Annotated in this window: 7 protein-coding genes; 5 read left to right on the top strand and 2 right to left on the bottom strand. The window is 50.5% G+C overall.

All coding sequences use genetic code 11. From position 1 onward, the window contains the following. Positions 1-71: 71 nt before the first annotated feature. Both LLH06_RS13285 and LLH06_RS13280 read right to left on the bottom strand, forming a co-directional pair. Complete coding sequence (locus tag LLH06_RS13285; protein ID WP_228169773.1) at positions 72-3,284, bottom strand: basic secretory protein-like protein; 3,213 nt, start codon at positions 3,282-3,284, stop codon at positions 72-74. Between the two features lie 52 nt (positions 3,285-3,336). Further along, on the bottom strand, positions 3,337-5,646 hold the full coding sequence (locus tag LLH06_RS13280; protein ID WP_228169772.1) for a penicillin-binding protein 1A: 2,310 nt from the start codon (positions 5,644-5,646) through the stop codon (positions 3,337-3,339). A gap of 108 nt (positions 5,647-5,754) precedes the next feature. Between LLH06_RS13280 and LLH06_RS13275 the strand changes: the two genes are divergently transcribed. The 5 genes from LLH06_RS13275 to LLH06_RS13255 all read left to right on the top strand — a co-directional run bounded on the left by LLH06_RS13275 (position 5,755) and on the right by LLH06_RS13255 (position 14,073). Beyond that, the gene (locus LLH06_RS13275) at positions 5,755-6,633 is read left to right on the top strand and encodes a polyphosphate kinase 2 family protein (protein ID WP_228169771.1); all 879 of its coding nucleotides are present in this window, start codon (positions 5,755-5,757) and stop codon (positions 6,631-6,633) included. 82 nt (positions 6,634-6,715) lie between these two features. Further along, the gene (gene dcm / locus LLH06_RS13270; RefSeq protein ID WP_228169770.1) at positions 6,716-8,008 is read left to right on the top strand and encodes a DNA (cytosine-5-)-methyltransferase; all 1,293 of its coding nucleotides are present in this window, start codon (positions 6,716-6,718) and stop codon (positions 8,006-8,008) included. Between the two features lie 69 nt (positions 8,009-8,077). After that, complete coding sequence (locus LLH06_RS13265; RefSeq protein WP_228169769.1) at positions 8,078-8,455, top strand: hypothetical protein; 378 nt, start codon at positions 8,078-8,080, stop codon at positions 8,453-8,455. 106 nt (positions 8,456-8,561) lie between these two features. Next, positions 8,562-12,929 carry a CusA/CzcA family heavy metal efflux RND transporter gene (locus tag LLH06_RS13260; protein ID WP_228169768.1) on the top strand — a complete coding sequence of 1,456 codons (4,368 nt, stop codon included), beginning with the start codon at positions 8,562-8,564 and terminating at the stop codon, positions 12,927-12,929. 7 nt (positions 12,930-12,936) lie between these two features. After that, complete coding sequence (locus tag LLH06_RS13255) at positions 12,937-14,073, top strand: efflux RND transporter periplasmic adaptor subunit (RefSeq protein WP_228169767.1); 1,137 nt, start codon at positions 12,937-12,939, stop codon at positions 14,071-14,073. The last annotated feature ends 40 nt before the right edge of the window (positions 14,074-14,113 follow it).

Raw genomic sequence — 14,113 nt, 5'->3', positions numbered from 1 at the left:
TACATGATCCCTGTTTGGGCATCATAAAAAAAGCGGCAAAGGCCGCTTTTTTTATGATGGTTGAACCGAGCTTACCAGCCCGGGGTAAAGTTCAGGCCGAATACCGGTTTCTTGACATCGGTACGATTGAACGGTATGGCATAATATGGCTCCAATATGAGCGCTCCGAACAGGTTAACTCTTAATGAGATACCGGCACTTAGGGCAGGCACACGTTGGGTGCTGTCATACACGTCGGTGGTGAGTGGTTGACCGTCGGTGCCTAAAACAGGAGCCCCCTTGCTATCCAACACCGGCGTGGTGCTGATCAGGTCTGGAGCTTTCTGGAACTTTATCTTGCTGCCGCGGTTCCAGGCCAAACCCGCATCAAAGAAGAAGTTGAGCTCGCTGAACAAGAATTTCGATTTGATGGCCGATAACTTCTCTGGTCCGGTGAATGGTATACGCACCTCAAAGTTGGCCACTGCCACCCTTGAGCCCGAAAGCTGATCGATAGTAAAACCATTAGTAGAGACATTGCGGCTGTTGCGGCCGTAAAAGGTCTGGCTTTCATATCCCCTGATCAGGAACGGATAGCCGATGTAATACGGGTACAGCCCGGTGTCCTCCCCAAAGCGGCCAAACGCATTAAAGCGCCCGGCAAGCGTTACCGGTTTGATGCGCACGTACTTGCGCAGATCGATGGTAGGCGAGAAGAAGCGGTAAGTACCGTAATCATACTCGGCCTGTATACGGTAACGGAAACCCTGTAACGGCGACGCGATACCGAAGTAAGAGTTATCGCCCACGAGCGCTACGCTGGCCTGCGCCAAAGTGATCGGCCTCAGTGTACCTACGTTGTTATACGGGTCATCGTTAAATTTGGAGTTGGAGATACGGTTGCGCTGATAGTCGATGTAACGGCCCAGAGTATCATAGTAGGTACTGTAACGGGTCACCATGTATGAGTTGTGCGATACACCGCCACCGAACTCTACGCGGGTGGTCTTTGAGAATGGATAGGCCGTAAAGATGGACGCCTGATCCTGGAAGATACGGATGATATCAAAGCGTTCCTCAATGGCCTTGATGGTCTGCCCGCCGTTGTTGTACGTACTTGGCACCACGTTATAAGTGGCCAACTGGTAAGGGATGTGCGACACGCCTCCACCAAAGTTCCAGCGGCCCTGCTGCTTGATGTAGAATACCTGGGCGCCAAAATCGTAGATCTCGCCGTTCACCGAGGCTCCTGCATAGATCTGGTTGCGGCCCAATATATCGCTGAACACCCCTTGTATACCGCTAGAGAGGCCTGCGCCGTAGCTGCCTGCGCCAATGCCCACACCAACACCCACGCCGCTGCTGGCCAGGTAATCCAGTTTGAACTGCGGGCGGTAAGGAATGTTCTGTATCGAATCGGCCGGTATGCGTTGATAGGCCAGGAAGTTATTTAGGTTGGAGTTGATGAGGTCGACACCCACCGCGCGCGGTGGCGGCAGCAGAGCAGCATCAAAATTGGTTTCCGCCGCACTGACCGTACGCGGCTTAAAGTCAGATGCCTTGCCGTTGTACAACGCATATTTTTGAGAGCGATAGTAAGAGTAAACAATGTCGTCATTTGCCGATACGCTTAACGCCGGTGAGAACTCCGTGATACCCGATATCCCGGTGAACAGGTCGGTCATCTGGTCAACACTACCACTGGTGCGGTTGTAACGGTACAGGTTGCGGAAGCCATCGCGGTTACTTAAAAAGTAGATCTGCGAACCATCTGCCGAGTATTGCGGGTTCATGTTGTTAGCCCCGTCGAACACCTTGATGTCGGTCACCTTGCCGGTGGCCAGGTCAAGCTCAGCCAGGTTAAAGGTGATGGTTTGTGAGGTGCTGGCATCGTAAGTGGTACGGTCTGATGTAAAGGCGATCTTTTTACCGTCGCGCGAGAAGGCCGGCTGGTAGTCAGAGTACTTATCGTTAGTGAGCTGCGTTACCTTTTTGGTGTCGAAGCTGTACATGTAAATATCGCTGTTACCCTCATGCAGGCCCTGGAAAGCGATGTGGTTGCCATCGGGCGACCAGGTCAGGTTACCAAATTGCTCGGCCTGTCCCATTGACACATTGTATAGCACGCGCCCGTTAGGTACAGATACCACCAGCATGCGGTTGCGGCCCCCGCTGAATATACTGAACGCAAATTTCTTTCCATCCGGCGACCAGGCACCCGCCGACTCGATAAAGTTGAACTCATCGATGTGGGTGTTGGATGTCTTGCTCGTGAGCCGCTTGATCACCTTGCCCGTTCGGGCATCGGCCAGGAAGAGGTCAATGGAGAAAAGGTCCTTTTCAGACAGGAAAGCGATGTACTTGCCGTCAGGGCTAATGGCAGGAGCCACGTTCATCTCGCCTGAGTTCTTGTTGTCGATCACGCGCCTGCCCGGCAGGAACTGGACGGTGTCTTTCAGGTACGGTTTGTAGGTGTTAATGATCGAGTTCTTCCAAAGGTTCGATAACGTTTTATCATCGTAACCAAAGGTGCGCCTAATGCCATACTCTAAACCGAATCGCGACACGTTCTTGAAGAACGGAACGATGATGGTATCGCCATAGGTAGAGCCCAGGTATGACCAAAACGCCTCACCGTAACGATAAGGGAAATATTTGCTGCTTTCGGTAAGGTCGCGTATGGTGGGAATGTCATTGTTGAGGTAAGCATCCCGCATCCACATGGCCGTATAGGCATCCTTTTTACCTAACGACAGATACTCGGCCATACCTTCGATCATCCACAAAGGCAGGTTGTTGATATTGCCCATGTTAGTGGTATCGTTACCAAGCAAGGTATGGTACTGGAACGCGTGCACCAGCTCATGGCCTAATACGTGGCGGGTGGTTTGATTGGTCTCCATGATCGGCATGATCACGCGGTTCTTCAAACCCTCGGTAACACCGCCGGTACCTACGCTGATCTCGCCATCAAGCGCGGTAGTTTGCTGAAAATCGGGGTGATGAGCATAGAGAATGATCGGGTTAGCCTTGCGGAACGTATCACGGAACACCTGCTGGTGCAACGTGTACCAAAGCTCGCTCTCTTGCGCAAATCGTTTGAGCAGGCTGTCATTCTTCATGTAGTAATAGATCTCGAAGTGAGGTGTTTTGTATACCTTGAACTTCAAGTTCTTATACCGCACCTTATTCTGACCAAAGTATTGTGCATTTGCGGTATTATGGAATAGGCAAAAGCTTATCACGAGGGCAAGTAACAGGCAAACTCTTTGTACTTTACTTATGACCAAGTAAAATTTACGCATATGATCGGTTTATAGTATTAAAGTTATGTTAATTAGCCAGTATTTCAGCCTGTTACTGCTGATCATTGGCCGTGGTATCTGGTACCGGTACGATGCCGCTGTCGGCAGGGGCGGTAAGGCTATCTGTCGCGCTTGCTGTATCGATCCTGATCCGTGGCGACGGACACATATATTCTTTGGTGATCTTTGACCAAGGCTTAGGGAACGGTCCATAAGTGTAGCCCGATTTAGGGTCAGCGTATACCTTCTCCATGAAAGCTCCAAAGATCGGTAGGGCCGTGTGCGAGCCTTCCCCCGATTCGGACGAATTAAAGTGTACGCTACGGTCATCGCAGCCTACCCAAATACCGGTCACCAGGTCTTTAGTGATACCCATATACCAGCCGTCCACATAATCTGAGGAGGTACCGGTCTTGCCACCGATCTGGTTGCTGTTCTTTTTCCACAAGATAGGGTACTCCCACAGGGCTTGCGACGTGCCGCCCGGTTCTTCCATACCACCGCGGAACATGTACAGCATCAACCACGCGGTCTCTTCGCTCAGTACCCTCGTGCTTTTCAGGTCGAACTCAGCTAAGGTCTTTCCGTCACCATCGGTGATCTTGCTCACCAGTATCGGGTCAATGCGTTCGCCCTTATTCAAAAAGGTGCTGTAGGCTCTTACCATTTCGTACACCGACACATCGTTAGAACCCAGCGATACCGAAGGCACGGCCTTCAACGGGCTCTCGATGCCGCATTTGTGAGCATATTCTACTACTTTATCCCAACCCACTTCCTGGGTGATCTGCGCGGTGATCGAGTTCACCGATTTGCCCATTGCCCAACGTAACGACATCTCACGATAGGAGAAATTGAAGTCAGCGTTCTTAGGCTCCCAGGTCTTTTTCTCGCCGTCCTCATCATAAGGGATGCTCACCGGTTTGTCGGTATACTTATCGCAAGGGGTGTGTCCATTATCAATGGCGGTCACGTAAGCAAAAGGCTTGAAAGTTGAACCTGCCTGTCTTTTGGCCTGGTTAACGTGGTCGTATTTAAAATATTTATTATCGATACCGCCTATCCAAACCTTGATCTTTCCGGTGGATGGTTCAATGGTCATCATACCGGTGTTGAGTAATTTAGTGTAATACTTAATGGAGTCGAGGCTGCTGAAAGTTGTATCGCGTTCACCGTTCCAGGTGAACACTTTCATTTTTTTAGGCGTATTAAAGTATTCGTTGATCTTGGTGGTGTCGCCGTTGTAACGCTTTTTTAGCATGGCATATATGGGCAGGCGTTGTTCAGCCTTCGGTATAAAATCCACGATCTCATTGCCCTTCGAGTCGCGCCAAGGGTTCTTGCCTCGCCAAATGTTGTTGAACCGGCGCTGCAACATCTTCATCTTTTCGGCAACGGCCTCCTCAGCGTAACCTTGAAGCTTGGAGTCGATAGTGGTATAGATCTTCAAACCGTCTTCATAAAGGTCATAATCGTTCGCTTTGAGCCACTTGTCCAGCCATTTCTCTACCGCACGACGTAGATAAGAATCGCTTTGACCGACCTCTTCCACGTGGCTCAGGTCAAGGCCTAGCGGACTTTTTACCGCCGCGTCATAAGCAGGGGTTTTGAGGTAACCGTACTTCTGCATTTGTGCCAGTACAATGTTGCGGCGGTCAACAGCTTTTTGTGGGTTACGTATAGGGTTGTAAGTGGTGGTAGCTTTCAGCATGCCGATCAGCACGGCCGCTTCGGCAGGTGTTACTTCCTTGGTGCTTTTGTTGAAGTACTTGAGGGCAGCGGTCTTGATACCGAACGAGTTATTGCCAAAAGGCACCGTGTTAAAATACATGGTCAGGATCTGCTGCTTATTGTAAACATGCTCGATCTTAAAAGCCGTAAGCCATTCTTTTACCTTATATACCACAGTGCGTAGTACGGGGATATGACGTACGAAACCTTGTGCCTTTTTTTTACGCGTTTGGAATAAGTTCTTGGCCAATTGCTGCGTAATGGTACTGGCACCACGGCGATCGCCTGTTGCCGTTGATATCACACCCGTGAAAAAGCCATAATAATCAACGCCGCCGTGTTTGTAAAAGCGAACGTCCTCGGTAGCTACCAAAGCGTTCACCAGGTTGGGCGATAGATCTTTATACTCTATAGGTGAACGGTCCTCTTTGTAAAATTTGGCTAACAACACACTGTCGGCGGTATATACTTCTGATGAGACCGAGAGGCTTGGGTCTTTGATGTCCTTCATGTCAGGCGAGTAGCCGAACAGTCCGAGGAAGTTGATCTCGATAGCACAGAAAAAAATGATGACAAAGTATATGAATATAAGGGAGTAACGCAGTATTGGATTGCGGACACGTTTGAACATTGGCGATATTTGTGAGTTATACAGTTTACCTGATCATCATAGACATAGCTCCTAACGTAAAAAGTCAGGGTAAATTTTAGGTAAACCTCGTGCAAATCTATTTTATATATGCAAAATATAACTAACAATTTTAAAATTAAAAGCAATAAAAAGGTATCGTTAAAAGATATTGACACCTCATATACCGGCGACTATAAAAAAGAAGAAGCCGAAGATCTGTTGGCCGATATTATCGAGAAGACCGAGGAACTACAGAACGTATTGTATGCCGATGGTAGCCGTAGCTTGCTCATCATCTTCCAGGCCATGGATGCTGCCGGTAAGGATGGCGCGATAAAGCATACTTTATCAGGCGTTAATCCGCAGGGGTGCCAGGTGTTCAGCTTTAAACAACCAAGCGCCGAGGAGCAAAAACACGACTATTTATGGCGCCACAGCAAGGCGCTGCCTGAGGGCGGCCGCATAGGCGTGCATAACCGTTCGCACTATGAGAACGTGCTGGTGACCCGGGTACATCCGGAGTACATTTTAAAGGAGAATTTGCCCGGCATCAGCTCTGTAAAGGACATCGATAAAAAGTTTTGGAAAGACCGTTTTGAGAGCATTCGCCATTTTGAGAAACACCTGGTGCAGAACGGTACGGTGATCATCAAGTTCTTTTTGCACATTTCCAAAAAAGAACAGAAAGAACGTTTCCTGAAAAGGATAAACGACCCGTCAAAGAACTGGAAGTTCTCGGCTGCCGACATCAAGGAGCGTGAGCATTGGGACGATTATATGGAGGCGTACGAAGAGGCCATCAGCGAGACCGCGACAGACGAGGCTCCTTGGTACATCATCCCGGCCGATAAAAAGTGGTTCACGCGTGTCGCCATATCCAGCATCATTATAGATACATTAAAAAGCCTCGACCTCAAATACCCGGTATTGCCCGACGAGGAAGCTAGCAAATTGCAGGAGGCCAAAGCGCAACTGGAGGCTGAATAGCCGACGGCTGTAGCGAACAGATGCATCTAAAATTTGATCTTCAGTTTCTGTTCGCTATTTTAGCCGATCATATCATTCATTCATGGCTAAAAAGATCGAGGTAGTTGAGTTATTTGCGGGCGTTGGTGGCTTTAGGCTGGGGTTGGAGGGCTGGCAGGGCATGTCGGCGCTGAGCGGCTACCAGGCCCCCATCGCAAGCGACTACCAGGTGATCTGGAGCGATCAGTGGGAGCCTTCCACCAAAAGCCAGGACGCTTCGAAAGTATATGAGGCGCGTTTTGGCTCGGAGGGGCACCACAATGTTGATATCGCCCAGGTACCGGCCGATGCCATCCCTGATCATGATATGCTGGTAGGCGGCTTTCCATGCCAGGATTACTCCGTGGCCCGTACGCTGAGTCGGTCGGGCGGTTTGCAGGGCAAAAAGGGAGTACTTTGGTGGGAGATACATCGCATCTTAAAGGCCAAGCTCGATAAAGGGAGTCCGGTGAGCTACGTTTTTTTAGAGAACGTTGACCGCCTTTTAAAAACGCCCGTTCAGCAGCGCGGACGCGATTTTGCCATCATACTGGCCTCGCTTTCCGATCTGGGCTATGCTGTGGAGTGGCGGGTGATCAACGCTGCCGACCATGGCATGCCGCAACGCAGGCGCCGCACGTTCATTTTGGCCTATCACAGGAATTCACCCATATATAAGCAGGTCACTGCCGGCGTAGGCTCCGAAGAAGTGATCATGAAAGATGGTGTATTCGCGAAAGCCTTCCCGGCTACCGATCTTACCTTTAAAAGTAAGACCTTCCACATCGATGGGGACCTGGCTGACATATCCGAACGGTTCAGCGCCACGTCGGGTGGCCTGTCGCCGTTCGAGAACGCGGGTATCATGATCGGCCGCCAGGTGACCACCAAGAAAGTGATGGCGCAGTATGAAGGCTTCCGCACCACCTTAGGCGATCTGCTTATGGATGAGGCATCGGTGCCAGCCAGTTACTACATCGATGCAACGAGCCTTGATAAATGGGCGTACCTTAAAGGAGCCAAGAACGAGGAACGTGTGAACAAGGCGTCGGGCTTTGCCTACCAATATAACGAAGGCGGCATGATATTCCCCGATCCGCTTGATCGGCCATCGCGCACTATCATCACCGGAGAGGGTGGGGCATCGCCGTCACGTTTCAAGCACGTGGTATCGCAAAACGGTAAATTACGGCGTTTGACCCCAATAGAGCTTGAACGCTGCAACATGTTCCCTGACGATCATACCCGTGGAGTATCTGACATCAAGCGTGCCTTCTTTATGGGTAATGCCTTGGTGGTGGGAGTGATCGAAAAGGTGGGCCGCGAGATCGCGGAGCGCCTGAATGATCACCAGTAAGCGCAAATGTTGCCTAAACCTTGACAATTGTTACTTGGCCGTTAGCCGGATTTGGCTATTTTTGTATCAATGAAGAAAGTATGCGTTTACATACTGCTTACTTTGATGTCGTTCAGCTCCACTGAACTTCATCAGCTCTTCAAGCTGCCCGTACTTTTCGAACACTTTGCCGAACATCAGCGTATCAATGGACAAGTAAGCTTTTGGGCCTTTCTCTCTATGCATTACTGGGGTAACGACATGAACGATGATGACGATGATCGCGACATGCAGCTGCCTTTTAAAAAGATAGACGCGCATTCGGCGCCTGTTTGCTTCATACCTATGATTCGTACTTATGTCATCAAAAGGCATAGCCAACCGGTCGTTTCCATATATCCGGATCATCAACAGGTGTTCCATCCTGATCCGGCCTTAGCGTCTCTTTTCAGGCCACCCTGCGTTTAAAGTAAATCTATCCCTTTTTATTGAGGTCACTTGCACACTTTGCTCGCTTAAGGGTGAGTTTCAAAGTTGCTGTGCAGGTCATTTGTCAATTCTTTAACGCAGATCAATGCTAAATAAAATCATCCGATTTTCTGTAGAAAATAAGTTGGTGATCGGTCTCTTTATGTTACTGTGGGTCGTCTACGGTATATACGAAGTGAGCCGGTTACCCATTGATGCCGTACCTGACATCACTAACAATCAGGTACAGATCATTACCACAGCTCCGTCACTTGGTGCCCAGGATGTGGAACGTTTGATCACATTCCCTATCGAACAGGCGATCAGCAATATACCAGGCATCAAAGAGAGCCGCAGCATGTCGCGCTTTGGCCTTTCGCTCATTACTGTTGTGGTCGATGATGATGCCGATATATATTGGGCTCGCCAGCAGGTCACCGAAAGGCTGTCGCAGGTGGAGATAGACGGTAATGCCAACAAACCCGAACTGGCCCCGGTTACCACCGGCCTTGGTGAGATATACCAATACGTGCTTCGCCCCAAAGCAGGCTATGAAAGCCGCTACACCTTGGCTGACCTGCGCACCATTCAAGACTGGATCGTGCGCCGTCAGTTGCTTGGCACCAAGGGCGTGGCCGAGGTATCAACCTTTGGTGGCGAACTGAAACAATATGAGGTAGCGGTTGACCCGGCCCGTTTGAAGTCGGTGAATCTTACTATTACTGACGTTTTTAATGCCTTGCATAACAACAATGAGAATACCGGTGGGGCCTACATAGAGAAAGGACCAACAGTATTGTACATCCGCAGTGAAGGTTTAACTGGTAGCATGGCCGATATCGAGAACATTGTGGTAAAAAATACCGCTGATGGCACACCGCTGTTGATCAAGCACATCGCCGAGGTCAAGCCTGGTTCGGCTATTCGTTACGGTGCTCTTAATTACGGAAAAACGGGCGAGGTAGCTGGTGCGATCGTGATGATGCTGAAAGGTGAGAATTCATCTGAAGTGATCAAGAATGTGAAACAACGCATAGCCGAGATACAAAAGACCCTCCCCGAAGGGCTGCTTATTGAACCATTTTTGGATCGTACCAAAATGGTGAACAATGCCATAGGCACGGTGGAGCATAACCTGATGGAGGGCGCGCTGATCGTGATCTTTGTACTGGTGATCTTTTTGGGTAACCTGCGAGCGGGGCTTATCGTTGCCTCGGTGATCCCGCTGGCCATGCTGTTCGCTATCATCATGATGAACATCTTTAGTGTGAGCGGCAACCTGATGAGCTTAGGCGCACTGGATTTTGGTTTGATCGTTGATGGCGCCGTGATCATTGTGGAAGCCATATTGCACCATTTACACTTCTCCAAAAAATATCAACACAAGAACGAGCTTACCGGCGAGGAACTGAACGAGGAAGTAGCTGGTTCGGCGTCGCGCATGATGAACGCAGCCGTTTTCGGGCAGATCATTATCCTGATCGTTTACCTGCCGATCCTGTCGTTATCAGGTATTGAGGGTAAGATGTTCAAGCCCATGGCGCAAACCGTGGCATTCGCCATCCTGGGCGCTTTCATCCTTTCTCTTACCTACGTCCCAATGATCAGTTCGGTGTTCATCAGCAAAAAGATCAGCCATCAGCCCAACTTGTCTGACCGGGTAATGGACAAGATCGAGAACGCCTATCAGCGAGCTTTGGCCAAAGCCATGAATATGCGAAAAACGTTGGTCGGCATAGCGTTTGGCCTGTTTGCGATAGCACTCATTATATTTACCCGCATGGGCGGCGAGTTCATCCCTCAGTTAGAGGAAGGTGACTTTGCGGTAGAGACCCGGTTGCTGGTAGGCACAAACCTGAGTACTACGGTTGAAACCATACAAAAGATATCGGCATTGCTGCAAAGCAAGTTCCCGGAGGTGGAAAAGGTGGTGTCACGAATCGGTAGCTCCGAGATCCCGACCGATCCCATGCCTATCGAAGGCGGCGACATGATCGTGGTCATGAAACCTAAAAGCGAATGGACAAGCGCCAACACCTTTCCCGAGATAGCCTCAAAGATGTCCGCAGCCGTGCAGGACGCCTTTCCCGGCGTTACTCAAAGTTACCAGTATCCGGTACAGATGCGCTTTAACGAGTTGATGACCGGCGCCAAGCAAGATGTTGTTTGTAAGATATTTGGCGAGGACCTGGACGCCTTGGCGCGATATGCCGAACAGATAGGCAACATAAGCAAGACGGTGGATGGCGCTGCCGACCTTTACGTAGAAAAGGTGACCGGTATGCCCCAGGTGGTGATCAAATATGACCGCGCCGAGATAGCCAAGTACGGCCTCAATATAGCCGACGTGAACCGTACCATCAATGCGGCTTTTGCGGGCGCTGCGGCCGGCAAGGTATATGAAGGCGAAAAACGATTCGACCTGGTGGTCAGAGTAGGTGCCGAAGGCCGCCGTAGCCCGAACGATGTAAAGGACCTGCTGATATCGACCCCTAATGGTAACCAGATCCCTTTATATCAGGTGGCATCGGTAGAGGAGGTGGAAGGCCCTAACCAGATCCAGCGCGAGAACGCCCGCCGCCGTATAACCGTTGGTTTCAACGTGCGTGGCCGCGATGTACAATCCATCGTGGAAGAACTGCAGCAAAAGATCGCCGCCAAAGTGAAGCTGGCCCCGGGCTACACGATCACTTATGGCGGGGCTTTCGAGAACCTGACCCAGGCCAAAAAACGGTTAAGCATAGCCGTGCCGGTGGCGCTATTGCTCATATTTGTGATGCTTTATTTTGCGTTCTCATCTGTTAAGGAGGCTGCATTGATCTTCACCGCTATACCGTTATCGGCCATTGGAGGCGTTTACGCGCTGGCATTGCGAGGGATGCCGTTCAGTATATCTGCGGGTGTAGGCTTCATTGCCTTGTTCGGGGTGGCGGTGCTTAATGGTATCGTGCTTATATCGGAATTTAACCGCATCAAGATGGAAGGCCGGGTGGTAGATTCGTTGCAATTGGTGAAAGAAGGCACACGCAATCGCCTGCGCCCGGTGTTAATGACCGCCGCTGTGGCTTCGTTGGGTTTTTTACCTATGGCGATAAGCAATGGTGCCGGAGCCGAAGTGCAACGGCCGCTGGCCACCGTAGTGATCGGCGGACTGATCACAGCTACCTTCCTGACCTTGTTCGTATTGCCGGCCTTGTACTTGCTGTTTGAAGGTAAACACAAGATCAGACCTAACGCGGCTGTGATACTGATAGTGTTAAGCTTAATGATCGGTGGCAACGCCTCTGCACAGCAGGCCCCGGTGCGTGTACCTTTAAGCAAAGCGTTGGAAGTTGCCAGCAGCAACAACCTTCAACTGCAAGGCGCCAAGCTGAGCGAACAAGCCGAACAGGTACGCACACGGACAGGTTACGACCTGCCCAAGACCCAACTAAGTGCCGATTACGGTCAGATCAACAGCATATTGAACGATACACGGATCGGTATCACGCAGAGTATCAATTTCCCATCAGTGTACATCAATCAAAAGCGTGTGCTAAAGGAAAGCTATCTTGCTGCCCAGGCGCAAACGCAGCTGACCCGCCAGGAAATCAGGGCCGAAGTAAGGCGCTTATTTTACGAACTGGTGTGGTTGAACGAGAAGCAAAAGCTGTTGCGTTATGCTGATAGCATTTACACGCTATTCGAGAAGAAGACCAACCTGCGTTTTAAGGTGGGAGAGGCCAATATTTTAGAGAAGACCACCGCGCAGACGCATCACCAGCAGATCACCAATCAACTGGCCATGGCCGGTGCCGATGAAGAGATCATGCTCAAGCAATTCAATGTGATCCTAAACGATACGGTGACATACGTACCCGCCAAAGACTCGGTCCGCTTGAATGGTGACCCGTTCCTGACCGCTGCGGATGTTTCGGTTGATGAGCTGCCGCAGGTACGTTCATCCGCCCACCAGGCCGAGGCCGTCAAATGGCGCTGGCGTACCGAAAGGTCGCGCCTATTACCTGATCTGTTGCTGGGCGTGAACGACCAGAGCATCTCCGGTTCGCAGATCGTGCAGGGGCAGGAGACCTATTTTGGTGCCGGTAAACGGTTCCATTATGTTAACGTAGGGGTAGGCATACCGCTGTTTTGGGGTGCCCAATCGGCCAGGGCGGCGGCTGTTAAGATCGAATGGCAGCAGGCGCAAAAACGTACCGAATACGTTGCCCAGCAACTGCGTACCGAACTGCAGAACGCCCGCCAGCAGGTGGCCAAATATGCGGCCAGTTTGCATTATTACGAGCAGCAGGGCTTAAGCCAGGCTGATCTGATCATCAGTACGGCCAGTAAACAATTCACCGGGGGCGAGATCGATTACCTGCAATGGGTCATCCTGGTCGACCGCGCGGTGGGCTTAAGAAGCGAATACCTCGACATTCTCCGCAGCTATAATGAAGCGGTTATACAAGCACAAAAACTTAATGATCTTTGATAAACCCATGAAAATATATATAAAACTTTGTTTTTTGTTGGTTTTGTTCGCTGCCTGTGGCGAGCACAAGCAGAAGGAAGAAGAGACCGAACAACCACCACAAGACACCACTTTGGTAAAGCTCACCGCCGCCCAGATCAGGAACGCCGGGATCGAGGTTGGCCATCCTGACAGTGCCAAATTGAGCGGTGTGTTAAAGTTGCAAGGCACCATCGATGTACCGCCACAAAGTACCGTGAGTGTAAGCTTTCCATTAGGTGGGTACCTGAAGCGAACTGAACTGCTGCCCGGCGTGCATGTACGCAAAGGCGAGGTGTTAGGTGTGCTGGAAGATATGCAGTTCATCCAGATACAGCAGGACTATCTATCGGCAAAGGAACGCTCAGCTTTTGCCGAGACCGAGTACAGGCGCCAGCAGGAACTGAACGCCAGCAAGGCCACCAGCGACAAGGTGTTCCAACTGGCCAAGGCCGATATGGAAACGCAGCGTATTCTCATGCGGTCGTTAGCGCAAAAGCTGGAGCTGATTGGCATCGACCCCAAAAGGTTGAACCCGTCCAACATCAGCAAAAGTATCAGTATCAGGTCGCCTATCGATGGCTTTGTGTCCAAAGTGAACGTCAACATCGGTAAATATACATCGCCTACTGATGTGCTTTTTGAATTGGTGAACCCTAAAGATATTCACTTGTCTCTTAACGTGTTCGAGAAGGATGTGAACCAGTTGGCTATAGGTCAGAAGGTGATGACCTACAATACCGACCACCCGGAGAAGAAGTATGAGGCCGAAATCATTTTGATCAGTAAGAATTTGGACGAGGACCGCATGGCCAACGTACATTGCCATTTCGAGCAGTTCGACCGGTCATTGCTGCCAGGCATGTTCATGAACGCCGAGGTGGAGGTGTCTGACCGTTCGGCCCTTACGGCGCCAGAAGCGGCCATTGTAAGATGGCAAAACAAGTTCTACGTTTTCAAGGCTCAAAGCGGTGATACCTATCGCATGATGCCTGTCAAGACCGGCGATGAGCGCAATGGCCGTCAGCAGATCGATGGGGCGGGTATCGGCGTTGGTACCCGGATAGTGACCAAGAACGCTTATGCGCTGTTAATGAAAATGAAGAATAACGCTGAGGAAGAATAGTAAGCAATAGCGAGCAGGATCTTGAGCCTGCTCGCTATTA

This window comes from Mucilaginibacter daejeonensis, from assembly GCF_020783335.1.
In the GTDB taxonomy this organism is placed as follows: domain Bacteria; phylum Bacteroidota; class Bacteroidia; order Sphingobacteriales; family Sphingobacteriaceae; genus Mucilaginibacter; species Mucilaginibacter daejeonensis.
This window is presented reverse-complemented; position numbering and strand designations above follow the sequence as displayed.

Coding starts and splice junctions, on each gene's coding strand:
- LLH06_RS13285 (WP_228169773.1), bottom strand. CDS start 3,284: ATGCGTAAATTTTACTTGGTCATAAGTAAAGTACAAAGAGTTTGCCTG.
- LLH06_RS13280 (WP_228169772.1), bottom strand. CDS start 5,646: ATGTTCAAACGTGTCCGCAATCCAATACTGCGTTACTCCCTTATATTC.
- LLH06_RS13275 (WP_228169771.1), top strand. CDS start 5,755: ATGCAAAATATAACTAACAATTTTAAAATTAAAAGCAATAAAAAGGTA.
- dcm (WP_228169770.1), top strand. CDS start 6,716: ATGGCTAAAAAGATCGAGGTAGTTGAGTTATTTGCGGGCGTTGGTGGC.
- LLH06_RS13265 (WP_228169769.1), top strand. CDS start 8,078: ATGAAGAAAGTATGCGTTTACATACTGCTTACTTTGATGTCGTTCAGC.
- LLH06_RS13260 (WP_228169768.1), top strand. CDS start 8,562: ATGCTAAATAAAATCATCCGATTTTCTGTAGAAAATAAGTTGGTGATC.
- LLH06_RS13255 (WP_228169767.1), top strand. CDS start 12,937: ATGAAAATATATATAAAACTTTGTTTTTTGTTGGTTTTGTTCGCTGCC.